15 protein-coding genes are annotated in these 13956 nt (G+C 36.7%); 5 read left to right on the top strand and 10 right to left on the bottom strand.

Features of this window, described 5'->3' with window-relative positions; translation table 11 throughout:
- The first annotated feature begins 52 nt into the window (after nucleotides 1-52).
- A complete protein-coding gene (locus JFU50_RS13815; protein WP_201186859.1) occupies nucleotides 53-484 on the top strand; it encodes an SRPBCC family protein in 432 nt (143 codons plus the stop codon).
- Nucleotides 485-856, top strand: coding sequence for an ArsR/SmtB family transcription factor (locus JFU50_RS13810; protein ID WP_053347811.1), 372 nt, complete (start codon nucleotides 485-487; stop codon nucleotides 854-856).
- Nucleotides 857-902: 46 nt separating this feature from the next.
- On the opposite strand, the gene JFU50_RS13805 is transcribed toward JFU50_RS13810, so the two are convergent.
- The 4 genes from JFU50_RS13805 to JFU50_RS13790 all read right to left on the bottom strand — a co-directional run bounded on the left by JFU50_RS13805 (nucleotide 903) and on the right by JFU50_RS13790 (nucleotide 5069).
- On the bottom strand, nucleotides 903-3752 hold the full coding sequence (locus JFU50_RS13805) for a YhgE/Pip domain-containing protein (protein WP_207198869.1): 2850 nt from the start codon (nucleotides 3750-3752) through the stop codon (nucleotides 903-905).
- 2 nt (nucleotides 3753-3754) lie between these two features.
- The gene (locus tag JFU50_RS13800) at nucleotides 3755-4261 is read right to left on the bottom strand and encodes an RrF2 family transcriptional regulator (RefSeq protein WP_201222908.1); all 507 of its coding nucleotides are present in this window, start codon (nucleotides 4259-4261) and stop codon (nucleotides 3755-3757) included.
- 176 nt (nucleotides 4262-4437) lie between these two features.
- Nucleotides 4438-4755 (bottom strand): thioredoxin family protein, encoded by a 318-nt coding sequence (locus JFU50_RS13795; RefSeq protein ID WP_446728180.1) that lies wholly within the window; start codon nucleotides 4753-4755, stop codon nucleotides 4438-4440.
- A 146-nt stretch (nucleotides 4756-4901) separates the two neighbouring features.
- Nucleotides 4902-5069, bottom strand: a complete 168-nt coding sequence (locus JFU50_RS13790; RefSeq protein WP_201186863.1) for a hypothetical protein — start codon at nucleotides 5067-5069, stop codon at nucleotides 4902-4904.
- 266 nt (nucleotides 5070-5335) lie between these two features.
- Between JFU50_RS13790 and JFU50_RS13785 the strand changes: the two genes are divergently transcribed.
- Together JFU50_RS13785 and JFU50_RS13780 are read left to right on the top strand one after the other, a co-directional pair.
- Nucleotides 5336-5485 carry a hypothetical protein gene (locus tag JFU50_RS13785; protein ID WP_201222906.1) on the top strand — a complete coding sequence of 50 codons (150 nt, stop codon included), beginning with the start codon at nucleotides 5336-5338 and terminating at the stop codon, nucleotides 5483-5485.
- A gap of 95 nt (nucleotides 5486-5580) precedes the next feature.
- Nucleotides 5581-6246, top strand: coding sequence for a hypothetical protein (locus JFU50_RS13780; protein ID WP_201186869.1), 666 nt, complete (start codon nucleotides 5581-5583; stop codon nucleotides 6244-6246).
- Nucleotides 6247-6957: 711 nt separating this feature from the next.
- Here the strand turns inward: JFU50_RS13780 and JFU50_RS13775 are convergent.
- The 4 genes from JFU50_RS13775 to JFU50_RS13760 all read right to left on the bottom strand — a co-directional run bounded on the left by JFU50_RS13775 (nucleotide 6958) and on the right by JFU50_RS13760 (nucleotide 10918).
- Nucleotides 6958-7353, bottom strand: coding sequence for a VOC family protein (locus JFU50_RS13775; RefSeq protein ID WP_201186870.1), 396 nt, complete (start codon nucleotides 7351-7353; stop codon nucleotides 6958-6960).
- 175 nt (nucleotides 7354-7528) lie between these two features.
- On the bottom strand, nucleotides 7529-8821 hold the full coding sequence (locus JFU50_RS13770) for a glycosyl hydrolase family 8 (RefSeq protein WP_201222904.1): 1293 nt from the start codon (nucleotides 8819-8821) through the stop codon (nucleotides 7529-7531).
- A gap of 255 nt (nucleotides 8822-9076) precedes the next feature.
- On the bottom strand, nucleotides 9077-9658 hold the full coding sequence (gene plsY, locus JFU50_RS13765) for a glycerol-3-phosphate 1-O-acyltransferase PlsY (protein ID WP_397327810.1): 582 nt from the start codon (nucleotides 9656-9658) through the stop codon (nucleotides 9077-9079).
- 786 nt (nucleotides 9659-10444) lie between these two features.
- Complete coding sequence (locus JFU50_RS13760) at nucleotides 10445-10918, bottom strand: YjdJ family protein (protein WP_313888866.1); 474 nt, start codon at nucleotides 10916-10918, stop codon at nucleotides 10445-10447.
- A 222-nt stretch (nucleotides 10919-11140) separates the two neighbouring features.
- Between JFU50_RS13760 and JFU50_RS13755 the strand changes: the two genes are divergently transcribed.
- Nucleotides 11141-11812 (top strand): DUF6944 family repetitive protein, encoded by a 672-nt coding sequence (locus JFU50_RS13755; protein WP_201222902.1) that lies wholly within the window; start codon nucleotides 11141-11143, stop codon nucleotides 11810-11812.
- Nucleotides 11813-11925: 113 nt separating this feature from the next.
- Here the strand turns inward: JFU50_RS13755 and JFU50_RS13750 are convergent, their stop codons facing one another.
- Nucleotides 11926-12321 (bottom strand): VOC family protein, encoded by a 396-nt coding sequence (locus tag JFU50_RS13750; RefSeq protein ID WP_201222900.1) that lies wholly within the window; start codon nucleotides 12319-12321, stop codon nucleotides 11926-11928.
- A 1039-nt stretch (nucleotides 12322-13360) separates the two neighbouring features.
- Nucleotides 13361-13765, bottom strand: coding sequence for a hypothetical protein (locus JFU50_RS13745; RefSeq protein ID WP_201222898.1), 405 nt, complete (start codon nucleotides 13763-13765; stop codon nucleotides 13361-13363).
- Nucleotides 13766-13956: the final 191 nt, after the last annotated feature.

The following is a 13956-nucleotide window of genomic DNA, read 5'->3' as shown; positions in this document are numbered from 1 at the left end:
ACAAAAGCGAAACCAAATGGTTTTATATTTATGATAAAAAAGGAGAATTATTATGGAATCAAATCAGAATACACTACAAGATGTCAAGAAGACGGTTATTCTTGAAGCACCCATCCAAAAAGTTTGGGATACAGTTTCGAATGCCGAGGGTATAGCTTCATGGTTCATGCCAAATGATTTTCAGCCGAAAGTGGGACAGGAGTTCCATGTACAATCACCTTTTGGCCCATCTCCTTGTAAAGTATTAGAGATAGATGCTCCACATCGGCTCTCGTTCTCCTGGGATACGGATGGTTGGATCGTTTCGTTCATTTTAAAAGAACTGGATGGCAAAACGGAGTTTACCCTTATTCATGGCGGTTGGAAAGAGCCAGACACGATTCTTCCGAAACCGAACGAAAAAAGCTCGATCATTCGCGATAGAATGGATCATGGCTGGGAACAGATCGTTAATCAAAAACTTAAAAAGGCTGTTGAGGGCTAAGTGTCTGCAGCAGAAAAGCATGATGTATTTCAGGCAATTGCAGACCCAACCCGCAGAAAGGTCCTGCAATTGCTTGCTGAAGGGGATTTGCCCATTTCAGAAATCACTTCTCACTTTTCCATGAGCCGTACAGCGATTGCCAAGCATCTTCATATCCTTTCTGAAGCTGAATTGGTCAGTGGCCGGAAGGTCGGAAGAGAAAAACGCTTTCGGCTTCAGCCAGAACCTTTAGCGGAATTGAAACAGTGGCTTTCTTTTTATGATCAATTTTGGGATAACAAACTATCCATCCTTAAACATGTGATTGAAAATTCAGGGGAAAATGGATTGAAAGTCATCGAAAAAGAAAAGGACACGGATGAACCATCATAATGAAGAAAACCCCCGGCGCATTGCACCGGGGGTTTTCTTTATAAATTTATGCATCCAGCTCAACATTGTGTTCTTTGCGCTTCCTGATGACCATTGTTAGCAATAAGAGTAGGTTAAATACAATTATGCATCCAGTCAGGAACACTATACTGGCTGTCAATGCACCCGCTCCAAGGCTCGTACTCATCGCTTGACGGAAGCCCATGACAGAGTATGTCATTGGTATGAACGGGTGAACCGAACTGAAGAAGTTATTGGTCAGCTCCACAGGGAACATTCCTCCGCTTGCACCTAGCTGTAATACAAGGAATATCATCGCCAATAAACGACCTGGATTTCCAAATCCTACAGTCAAGAAGGTAACGATGAACATGAAGGTAAGTGAAGTCAGTATGGAAACCCCAATGAATTGCCCCATATTTTCGACCTGTAAATCCATTCCCCAAATCATGATCGCATCCAACACTAATGCTGAAAGCGTTGCTTGGATAAATAGGACCGTAAATTTACTGAACCACCATGCCACTCCTGATGTAGGTCTTGTAGAAGGCAACCCTGTCGGGAATCCCATATTGAAGGCAATAGCTCCTACAAATAACCCAAGAGATAATACATAAGGAGCCAGAGCATGACCATAATTAGGAACGTCACTGCTTTTTTGTTCTTTAACCTGTGTCGGTTCAGCAATCATGCTGTAATTATCATCGGTTGTTTTATTTTCACTTATTTCTTCTGCACCATCACTTAATTTTTCCGTAAGTTCAACCGTTCCATCTTTTAGTGAGGAGATTCCATCACCCAATTTACCGGAACCTTCAGCAAGTGCTGATGAACCTTCATTGATCTTACCTGCGCCTTCAGCAAGCTGGATGACTCCATTGCTTAAAGTAGGCAGATTGCTTGCCAATTGTTCAGTGCCATTAACAAGTGCTGATGAGCCCTCGTTCAAGGCTGCTGAGTTGGCATTCAGTTGATTGGCCCCATTAGCAAGTTTGTTTGCCCCTTCGCCAACTTGGCTAACACCAAATGCATACTTCTCAAGACCATCCCCAAAGGAGGATGACCCTGCTTGAAGTTGTGAAACTCCATCAACCAACTGACCAGAACCCTCAGTTAGTTTTGACAGGCCATTATTTAACGAGGAACCGCCTTGTGCTAACTGGTTGATCCCCTTCACTAGTTCTGGTGTCTTTTCATTTAAACTTTGTGTTGCCGCCGTTAATTGATTGCTGCCTTCAACAGCTTCATTCAAGCCGCTATTTAATTGGGTTGCACCAGGAATCAATTGTTCTTCCAGCGCGTTCCTTATTGCCGTATATCCGTTTAACGCTGAAACGGCGTTTGGATTGACTTTATTCACCGCATTATTTAAATTGGCCACTTGTTCTGGAAGCTGGCCTAATCCATTCAATACTGGCATTACTTTATCCGTTAATTGCGTTGATAAGTCGGATACACTTGCAGCAAGAGTCGATGCAATTTGTTTTTGTGCTTCCGCCTGGTTTTGAAGTTCATTTTGTATGGCTCCGATTAATTCGGATTGTTGTTCACTGGTCATGCTTTTGAATGCTTCCGTGTTTTGAACGGCATTGATTGTTCTTTGTCCATTATTCGCAATCGTTGATTGAAGTTCCGTTAAAGCTGCTTGGCTATTCTGGAGATCTTCAGTAATGCCAGATACAGTACCGGACGTGCCGCTTCCTGCTGGAACCGCTTCTTGCAATTGATTTACACCGCTTTGAATGCTTGTCAGTCCTTGCTTAAGCTGACTCAGCTGTTCTTCTCCAGGCAATTGGCCATCCATTTTTTTCAGGCCGTCATTTAACGCCTGGCTTCCTGCTGCCAGTTTATTGATTCCCTCATTTAAACTCTGCTGACCTGCTGCCATTTTTGGGATTCCTGTCGATTGGTCCGTCAGCTGGCTTGCATTTTGTGATAATTGATTCAACCCATCATTCAAATTCGCACTGCCTGTTTGCGCTTGTGCCAATCCAGTATTTAAAGTTTGGGCTCCTGGAACCACTTTAGCCAGCCCAGTGGAAAGTTGGGATGAACCTTGTATAAGTGCTTCACTATTATTAGTTAATTCTCCTGTGCCTGATGCGAGTTCGTCCGCACCCTTTTTCAACTGACCGACACCGGAAGTGTATTGTGAAATTCCTTTATTTAATTCCGACGCGCCACTTTCAAGTTTATTGGCTCCTTCTAAAAACTCGCCAACGCCAATTTGAAGCTTATTCGCTCCATCTTTAAAAGTTAATGTACTGGAAGCTAATTTATTCAGATTTTCTGTCACTTCTTTGTTTCCATCATGCAGTTTTTCAGCACCCTCATCCAGTTTTGATGCCCCGTCTGCTGCATCGCCGAATCCATCTCCAATTTCATCCAGCTGTGAGAAGATCGCTTCAGCATATTCTTTTGTGACACTTTCAGCAATTTCCGTTTTCAAATTATTGGTTGCCTGTTTTCCGACCGTTTCAGAAACGAAACTGCGACCAGGATTCACGTCATACGTTAAATTCATTTTTTGGGGCTTATCATCCATGACGGTTGAAGCATTTTTCGAAAAGTCCTCTGGAATGGTGACGACCATATAATATGTACCATCATCAAACCCTTTTTTCGCCGCTTTTTCCGTTACGAAATGCCATTCTAAATCATCATTGTCCTTTAATTGCTCGACTAGCTCATTACCGACAGTTAAGGTTTTACCCTCATACTCCGCCTTCACGTCCTTATTCACGACTGCAACAGGCAATTTACCTGTATTTCCGTATGGATTCCAAGCAGAACTAAGGAATAACCCTCCATAAATAATCGGGACGAACAGTAAAACGATTGCGACACCGAGTAGTTTTCGATTTGTAAGGAAAAGCTTCCATTCTTGTTTAAGCATGTTCACTCTTTTTCACCTTTCTTTTTCCGCAGTACTTCACTCAATGACGCCGAATTCCAATTAAGAGTCGGTATTTCCGTGGTGCCAAAGCTCTCTTTAAGCAAATCTGCTACTGTTTGTCTGGAAAAGAACTCCATTAAAAGTTCATCCGCCTGAGAAAACATCCGTCGAAGGACGTCCATCCCCTTCTCTGCATACTCTCCATCTTTAAACGCTTTTTCTATAAGTCCCGTATCCGGAAACATCGAAATGGGTCCTTCCATCGCTTCAATAATTTCAAGGTTTTTAATCTTATCTACACTTTTGGCAAGAGAAAGGCCACCATTATTACCAGGGACGGAAGTGATTATCTGCTTAACGACCAATTTCCTAATGATTTTTTTCAAATAAGAAGGAGACACCTCTAATCTCCTGCTGATCTCATTAGACGAAAGCGGTACATTTTTATCCTGGGTAGAGAGTATAACAATGATGCATATAGCTTGCTCGACCCCTTTTGTTAATTGCAAATCAGTTCACCTCTTCAAGTATGTATGTGGATGTTTGATATCCATAATGGATATTCGGTATCTATAATTAAAACTCGTTTCACTATAAAAATCAAGCTATTTCTAGAAAAAATTTCTAAAAAAAGTTGAACCCCGCATGACAGCATCATGCGGGGTTCACTTTACCTAAAGTGTTTTTATAGGTTATTTAAAAATTCATTCACTGCCTCTGGAGTTTTAGCATTTGCACTGTGCAAATGAGCAATCTTTTCACCATCTTTAAATACTAATAAAGATGGAATTCCCATAACCGTTTGCTCTTCAGAAATCTCAGGGAACTCATCACGATCGATTGTAAACCACTGTTTATCTTGATGTTCTTGAGTGATTTCATCGATGAACATGTCTAAACGTTTGCAGTCTGGACACCATGTAGTCGTAAAAATCCCAACTGTTAGTCCCTCTTGTTTGATTTGTTCACGGTATTCTTGTTCTGCACTAATATTTTTCATGATTTTCTCCTCCGAGCTTTTCTTTTCTTACCCATCATACTTTAATCCATAAATAAAGGTACTCAAGGATTAATATATAATTAATTCCTTCACAGTACAAACGGTTTATCCTGGATCTATCTAACTAATGCTCGGTTTATGTACCTTTTCTATGCTTTGGGCGAAACCACCATTTCCTGGTCCAAATCTCTCGTATATGAATGAGGAAATCCTTGAAATGAATTCCCTATTTTCATCAATGAAAAGATAGTGACAGCTTTTTTCAAAAATAACCAACTCACTGTCAGGAATCTGGCAAGAAAATAGATTGGTTTCATAGAATTCTCCTCTTATCTAATGATATTGGCTAACGGTAATAATACCTTTTCTAATTCTCCTGGTGAAACGTATTCTTGACCTAAAAGTTTTTTAATAAAACTCAAACAAACATCTCCTTTAATAAAGGCTCTTTTGTATGTATTTGAGGATTTTACTAGTCTAATAATAAAAAATATATAATACTACAAAGGTTCAATAAATTGCCCATATTCAATTTTATTCTCAGGTATAATCAGAGTAGGGTTAAAATAAAGAGGTGGAAATAATGGATACTATTCAAGAAACTATCAAATTGGCTGGTTGGGGCAGAAAAAAGGCTATGGAAAAACAAATAGAAATGTTTGAAAAAAGTTTGCAAAAGGGGGAAAAATTACTTGGTGCAGGAGCTGTGAATGAATATAAGAAAGCAATCTAGTCGATACTCCTGAAGTTTCACCTAGTTATTTTATTGGGGTAGATGGAAGGCAAAAAAGAGAAGAGAATAATTTTAATATTTTCTAGGGGGACGTAATGAAAAAGATTTTGTACACTGCAATCCTAACTTTGATAGTACTTACTATGGGTGCTTGTAATAATACTAATAATATTTCCAAATCCAAATCAGATAATACACTATCTGAAGCTAAGTTGACTGACAGAGAAAAAGACATATTATCAACAACAACTGATCAGTCATTTGTATTCGAATATCATATGGCTGATAGTACATATAAAGAAGTATCTGTATGGGTTGAAAAATATGAGTCCGGTAAAAGGGTTGAAGATAAAAAAATTCACGTTACTGCTGGGCTAAAAAATAATGGTACGATTATCTTTGCAACATCGACACCAACTTCTCACCAAAATGAATCTATGTTTAGTGTCAGCATCAATAGTAAAGGTGATACGACTACAGGTAGCAACTTGGAAACGATTACGAAGGAAGGTTCTGGACAGAGCAAATCTTTAAAAATTTCTGAAATCAACACCGAGAGCGTTATGAGTGTTTGGGGAAGCAATGAAGCAGAAAACATTCTGATTTCAGATAAGATGGTTTTAGCTAGTGTAGGGTATTCCTATGGTGAAGGTAGTATGAGAACACTTTCCCAAGATTTTTATAGCGATATGGACCATCACATTAACGAGATAAAAGACTTTGATGTTGTTTATCTACTGAGAAGTGAATTTACTAAATAGATTGAAGAAGACGGAAAATAGGACCCATAATGGTCCTTTTTCTTTTGAAGAAATATTTACAATTCATTTAAATATCTAAATACGTTCAACAAAAAATTTTTCCGGATTTGCACAGAACCCAAAATATGGGAATATTAGCCTTTTGTGATAAAGTAAGAATAAGGCTGATTTAAGAAAAGGAAAGGGATGAAAAAAATGAAAAAAATAGTAGGGATTTTCACTTCAATAATTATTCTATTTGGCGGATATTTTTTATTTAATAATGCTCATAAAAGTAAACCAAAATCTATCAAAACATGGACGAGAAAGTCTTTCTATGTCGAATCGCAGTTTCAACTCTCCCTTGCTCACACTTCATAATCCTCCTTTCTGCCGTCGAAAGTTATGTGATATTACTTTTAATCTAGCAATCCGCATGCCAGTGTTTAAATATTCTGTAAATAATTTTTAAAATGAAGGTAAGAAGGGAGAATTCACTAGTAATGTTCGATGGGCAAACTTAATATCGAGGACTTATTAGTTGTATTGAGAAGGGAGAATTCTTCTTTATTAGTAAAATTTTTTTTCATCCCTTAAGGCTTCGGAATTTTATACTTCTCCGAATGTCCATGGAGTATGTACAAAGTGCTAAGGAATGGAAAAACCTATAAACCAGATGATTCCATGAAAAAAAGCCACTAATTTAGTGACCATTTCTACATCAATCATTATTTATATTGGAAGAGTAAGTTGCCAAGAAACACCGAACTTATCAGCTACCCAGCCGAATTTCTTACTAAAGGAATAATCAGCTAATGGCATTAGTACTCCTCCACCATCTGTTAAACTCTCATAAATCCTGTCAATTTCTTCTTCAGTATCACATGTAATAAACAATGAAAAAGAAGGTGTAAATGTAAATTCATGCTTGATATTACTGTCGATGCACATAAACTCCTGACCCTTTAACGTAAAGGTAGCTTTCATGACGCTTCCCTCAGCACCTGCTTCATTTGCTCCATACCGAGTAATGCTGGTTATTTCCGAATCTTCGATTAAAGATGTGTAATAATTCATGGCTTCTTCTGCATTTCCTTGGAACATTAAGAATGGTGTAACCTTTGTCATTTATCGTCAAACTCCTTTTTATAGCTTCTGTTATTTTAAACAATGGATTTTCCAATAAGAAAAACAGATCATAATTTAGGGTGCTCTTTGAAGCTTCTTCTTAAACTAATGTCCCAAGCATCCTAGTTGAAAAAGGATATAAAATGTTAATGTATATATCGAACTTCTTGTACATTTATGTGTTGGATTCTGGAGCCCACCAGTTACCAGAAACCACAATCATTGTCTGTAATTTAATCGTATTAGCAAAATAGTCATCATCGTCGTGTTCTTGAATCGTTCTGCTCCATAATTTGTTGATCCATAGCTGATTAGAAGAATCAACCATGGCGCTCACCATGAATGGAGCAACAAAGCTTGTACTATTTCCTTCCTCAACCGCTTTTCCATTTAGCATATAGCCAGATTGAATATTTTCTGGATTGCCATGTGTTTCCTCTTTAATCCAATTGTTCATCCTTTGTATTTGCCCCAACGCTCTAGTGTCACCGGTTAGTAAGTAATCAATCGTATAGCGCCATGGGATTCTACTGCTGTTCCAGCTATAATTACCGTCATTTGGCCCCTCTAGAAAATCAGCTTGAGCCGGCTGATAAACTCCCTTAGATTGTACAATGAAATCAGGCATAAGACCGGTATTGTCACTTTTTGTTGTATAAATAGAATGAATAATCGCATAAGCCTTATCCGTTACATCTTTCCATTTATGATTCCCTGTTGCGGTCTCAAATGTCTTCAAATGATTTAGAAGAAGGTCTGATGAACGAGTTGATTGCCCGTAAACATGATCTTTATCCTCCGCCCAGTCTCCTAGTTTTATAAGAGACTGAGACTGATTTATTTCATTCAACATGATGGCCTCAATAATGTCTTTGGCTCTAGCAAGATAGTCGATATCCCCTTTACTTCCCCACTGCTGATCAGCCAATAATAACGCATAAGCGATGTCCATATCACCATCAGTTGCTGAATCAGCATCCCCTGGCGTATTAATAATTTCTCCCTTTTTATTCTTTACCTGTTGCCAAGCCATTAAAGATGGATTATTTTTGCTGCTATGCGCCTTGTAAAATCTATAAAGACCATCAAAGTTTTGTTTGGCCTTATGATCCTTTCCCGCCATGATTGCGGTTATCATCATCCCATAACCATGCGCTTCGGAAACGGTAACAGCGTTTTTTGGCTCTGCATACCCCTTATCATTGTAAAAAATATAATACTCATCATTTTTATCAACAGGCTGCTTAAGATATTTTTTTTTCCAGGTTTTATAAAAGTCAGCTACTTCATCATCCATCTCATCTTGTGACACATTGTCTGGTTTTATTGTTCCAGATTGATAGACTGTATGTTGAGGAAACGGCCTTTTACTGGCAACCTCTTTTTTTGTATTTTGATCCACTAATGCTATCGAGGCAATGATACCGACTACTATCACGCCTATTAATAAGCTAACTCTTTTTTTCATGTCTGGCTCCTTAGATTATGGTGTTATATTTACTTTAGAATATTGTGCGAGCCATAAACATTTGTATGTAACTGACAATTTTCCATGTATTCAAAGAGCTGTTAGAATTTCCAATCCCCTCAAACACCGATTAAGTAATATACCATTTATTTACGATTATTTATTAAACTAATCTGCTCCGTTATATCAGTAAAAAAAGGGTGTCTCAGCAACCACTCTATACAGTGCACCTGTTAGTTTATCTAGACAAATCTATTATTTCTTCTTACCTACTTTAGTTTCCGTACCCTTCAATATTCTCTTAATATTTTCTCTGTGAAGAATAATGACGAATAAGCTAATAAATAATGAGAGTGCTATAATTAGCTTTTCTTCAAATATAAAACTGTAAATAACAATTGAAATACTAGCTAAAATTGAACTAAGAGACACATATTTAGAAGTTAACAAACTAATAAGAAACACAATAAATGCAGTACATGTACCTAATGGAGATAAAAATATAAACACTCCTGCTGATGTAGCCACTGCCTTACCACCTTTAAAGCCCGCGAAGATAGGAAACGCGTGTCCACATATGACGAGTATGCCACACAATATAGGAGAAACCGTTGAATTAAAGATTTGTGGGAGTAGGCAAGCAACAGTACCTTTTAATATATCCGCAATAGCTACTGTAGTTCCTGCTCTTTTTCCCAAAACCCGAAACGTATTAGTGGCTCCAAGGTTCCCACTCCCATATCCTCGAATATCGGTTTTATAAAACAATTTACCGATAACCAAAGCAAATGAGATTGAACCAATTAAATAACTTGAAACGAGAGTCATTATATTCAGCATAAGTTACCTTCTTACTTGAAATTTATTGTTTCAATTATATATTAATATTCGTTTTATTATGCTTATTTCCCTGCTATTTTTCTTAACTATTCAACACCCCAGTGTTGAACCGAACACCCTTCACACTAACGTCTTTATCATTATCTATTATCTTTCCATCGCGTATTATTACCATAACAACTTCTTGACGGATATATTTGAAAAATATAAAAGGGTCATGCATCCATCAGAATGATAGGCATGACCCTAAATAATAAATTGATACATTAGGTGTGTATAATATTGCGAATGGTTTATTGAAAGAAAAAACATTTAATGCTGTAATCCCTCATTTCTTGACGTTATTCCTTTAATAAAATAATGAAGTAGCCGATTTCTTGATGTCATATTTTGCTTAGCGTATGTTTTTCGCTTTTGGCTAATGAATGTTTGCTCAAATTAATATTATTAATCTTGGTAAACGAACAAAAAGAAAGAAGCTGTTTTGAAAAAAAGGTTGAATGACTAAAAAGATGTTTTATTACAAATAAAGTTGATTAAAACGTTAGTCAAGTTATTCAATTAAAGGGGGCGATTGTTGAAAAGATATAAAAGGATCATACATATTAGTCAGGCTAATATATATGATCCTTTATTTGTTATCCACGCAAAATAAATATGAAAATGACATTTTGATTGATTAAGGGTTATTCAAAAAGGCTTCGACACAAAAAAAAGCTGCTTATGAATAGCAGCTTTTTCGTCCAATAATGCTCAGTTAACTACAAAAGGCATAAAGTACATTTATACTCCAGTCTTATGTCTTTCTGGCATTTGATAATAATATAAGGCAGCAATTAGTACGGATATAATTCCACTTGTTAGAAAAAAAGTATTAAAGAAACTTCCCCCTGCAGACGGGGAATTAGATACCAATCTGCTTAAAAGTAGTAAAAGTACTCCCAAACCAGAAAGAAATAAAGCTATTTTTTTGGCACTTCTTTTAAATAGCATCGATCCCAAAAGAATGATTATATAAAGTGCTGTAATTATCATAAGGCTAGGAAACAATGGTTTGAATTTAGCTGCATATACGAAATAATCTAAAACTGAAATATCATTTGCATCCACAACTTGATCATTCAGCATCTGTGAAAAGTGAGTTGAATATTTCCATTCCCATGGGTTATCTAAAATTTCGCTTCCTTCGTACCATGTACACAATGTAAAAAACAAAAGAAACAACATAGCAATTACTAATTGAAAAATGTATTTCACTTACAATTTCACCACCTCTAGACAATTGCCTACATTATACCAATAATTTGAAAGTTAAAATATAACTAACTTCCCTCATCTTCTTAATAATTAGAAACGATTCGATTCATTTCAAACGATGGGCTACCTCTCATTCCTAAACCCTGGCTTTGAAGGTTTATGTAAACATACACTGGTTTATGAATAATATAAAATAACCTCTTTTAAGGAGCGTTTGGGAATATGACATTTCGTGGAGAAGACCTCATTCTTTCAGGAGCATGGATACTATTTATTGGTTCACTTATTGATACAACCGGGCAGACCCAGCAAACTTTCACCCACAGCGATCAGGGGAAAGATTTAATCGTAAAAGGAAATGGGATTGAAGCATTCGGAAACTCGTTGCAAGCCATCGGGAGAACTAAGCTGTTAAAACCTGAGAGGGAGCTAGCACAAATATATACCATCTTCGGTGCTTGGCTTGAGGCTGCTGGTAATAGTACAAATGCAGTTGGAGTAAGTATTGAACTAAATGGTGCTGAGGAAGAGGGAGTAAAAATAGATACCCTTGGCAGTGGAGTCCAAGGTCTTGGCGCAGCTTTTGAAGCAGTAGGTGCATTTCTTGAAGAGGATTCATCCTATAGGGAACTTGCGATTATAGGAAATAGCTTCATTTCTTTAGGCTCTTTTTTAGCAGCGATCGGTAATATTTACGTTTTAAACGAAAAAAGTGTAATTGGGGAACAGATTCTATTGGTCGGTAGCTGGATTCAAGTTATTGGTGCATTTATATTACTTCATGCAATTACCCTTGAGGTTGAACACATTAAACACGAGGAACACGAGAAAAATCCGAAAAATGGAAACGGCAATTCTTATCCCTATTCTTATAATAATTATTCCTACACCTGATAAAGGGCTACCTACAGCTAAAGATGGATGTCGTTAGCTCCTTATCATATAGTGAGGTTGCTTAGCAATTCTCCTTCATCTTATCAAACTAACTCCCCTATAATGGAAAATACTTAAGGTGCCACCAATTCAACTTTCATTATATCTGGGTCTTCAAAGTAAACAGCATAATGCTCCTTTCCACCAGCGAATGGGTGAGTGTCAGTATAGAGAATGCTTACTCCTTTGTCCCTTAATTTTTGAGTCATATCATCAACCTGATGACGTGAAGTCGCGTGAAATGCTAAATGGTTAAGACCTACTCTCCGCCTATGATAGGGAACATCAAGAAATCGTTCCTCTGCTTGGACAAAGACTATATACATTTCACCTATGCTCCAACTCTTCCCGCTTTCCCACTCCTGAAAAGGTTCATACCCTAATTCCTCTAAAAACCAGCCCCAAAAATCAACAGTCCTTTTTAAATCAGAAACATATAGCTCAATATGATGAATAAGTCCTTTTGACAACTGTCATCCTCCTAGATATCCCCTTATATTTCTAAATTGAAAACCGTATACACGATTCAGTGTGCGAAAGAATGGATTAAAGGTTTTTTCATAAAAATAACTCTTATAACTTAAAAATCTATGTATAGTTGCAAATTCAAATAATTCTTTAAGAAGTGAAGGCTATATGCAGTATTAAACTAAAGAGTATGGCACAAATTTTAATCCAAAAGTAACTCATTTTTGTTAAAACATTCTGGGATCTTTCAATATAACTGATCATAACTATAAGCCCTACGACACCTATATAGGGTTTTAAATCATATAAATTATCATAATTCCAATTTATATCCGTGAAACTAAAAAAGAACAACATGAGAAATGTATATGTTCCAAATACAAATAAAAACTCCTTGAATTTTGCACCTTTCATATCACACCCACTTTTTCTCTCTGTATTTATCTAAAGTTGGTTTTATTCTATTTGCTTTTACTCATGAAAATCCGAAATAAGTCATTTAGTAACAGGTTTTGGATGTGATTTACTTGCTTTAAGATTTAGGAATATGATCCTTCCTATTATATATCATTCTTTTAGTAACTTACTTGTAAGTTTTTTTGAGTGGGTATAAAAGGTTATTTTTCATATAGATAGTATGCACTCGAGATTTTATTATTTAGGGGTGATACTTTGAGGAGTAAATATAGTTTGTTTTCACTTGTTTTAAGTATCATAGGAGCATAACTGATTATTTTACTTTTTAGAGATGTTGGTGAATCCCGAAGTCAGATAGTATGGGCTTATGTATCCTTCATCTTAGGTCCTATCCTTTTGATAACTAGTATTATATTTGGGATTTTAGGTTTCAAATCCAAAGAAAAAGGACGGTTGAAGTATGCCGGAATTATAACCACAATACTCGTTATAATAGGACTCGCCATAGTGATTGCACTTTTTACTATCGGGTTTTAATTAGTTTTCTTCTATTACAAATGACAAAAAGGGCTGTCATTACAGCCCCTTTTTCTGTGATGTCAAACAGCTTAGTGTAGTGACTTTTTATTTAATGACCTCATTAAAAATCTCTCCGCCACCGTTTATTTTTACGATTTTAAGGCGATTGGTATTTTTAACGAAAATGGTTTTATATTGTTTTTCACCCTTTAGGTCAATAAGAAAAACGCGTTTATTGTCATTATCCGTTTCCTTATTAAAATTATAATCTTCGTTGCCGATTTGCTCGATTATCTTTCCATATTCAGGTAAAGAAGACCACTTCTCATGATCTGCAATTGGAGTTGTTCCGTTTTGTGCGGATTCATTTTGTGTTACTTGTTCATCTGCTGTTTGCACGGGCTGTTCACTTTTTTCTGTAACCTCTTTAGTGTTTTCATCTGTTTCATTACTGTTACAAGCAGTTAGCATTGTTGCGGCTGCAACTAATGCAATCATTGATTTGTACATGCTTCACATCATCTCCTCTAGGTGTATTCCCCCTTAACTCTGGCAAAAAACCTAGCCGATTTCATGAAGTGGCTTCTATACCTGATTAAAGAACTACCTATGATGTCTGATCCTTAAAAGCGACTGGACATATTGCTATAATTTCTGTTATTATAGTTACTCAGGGTAACAATTACTCTCAGTAACTATAT

This window comes from Peribacillus sp. TH14, assembly GCF_016651145.1.
Classification (GTDB): Bacteria; Bacillota; Bacilli; order Bacillales; family DSM-1321; genus Peribacillus; species Peribacillus butanolivorans.
This window is presented reverse-complemented; position numbering and strand designations above follow the sequence as displayed.

Bases quoted from the DNA above. Each gene is read 5' to 3' on its own strand.
- JFU50_RS13790 (WP_201186863.1), bottom strand. From the start codon at position 5,069: ATGAAACCAATCTATTTTCTTGCCAGATTCCTGACAGTGAGTTGGTTA.
- JFU50_RS13785 (WP_201222906.1), top strand. From the start codon at position 5,336: ATGGATACTATTCAAGAAACTATCAAATTGGCTGGTTGGGGCAGAAAA.
- JFU50_RS13815 (WP_201186859.1), top strand. From the start codon at position 53: ATGGAATCAAATCAGAATACACTACAAGATGTCAAGAAGACGGTTATT.
- JFU50_RS13745 (WP_201222898.1), bottom strand. From the start codon at position 13,765: ATGTACAAATCAATGATTGCATTAGTTGCAGCCGCAACAATGCTAACT.
- JFU50_RS13805 (WP_207198869.1), bottom strand. From the start codon at position 3,752: ATGCTTAAACAAGAATGGAAGCTTTTCCTTACAAATCGAAAACTACTC.
- JFU50_RS13775 (WP_201186870.1), bottom strand. From the start codon at position 7,353: ATGACAAAGGTTACACCATTCTTAATGTTCCAAGGAAATGCAGAAGAA.
- JFU50_RS13780 (WP_201186869.1), top strand. From the start codon at position 5,581: ATGAAAAAGATTTTGTACACTGCAATCCTAACTTTGATAGTACTTACT.
- JFU50_RS13755 (WP_201222902.1), top strand. From the start codon at position 11,141: ATGACATTTCGTGGAGAAGACCTCATTCTTTCAGGAGCATGGATACTA.
- JFU50_RS13770 (WP_201222904.1), bottom strand. From the start codon at position 8,821: ATGAAAAAAAGAGTTAGCTTATTAATAGGCGTGATAGTAGTCGGTATC.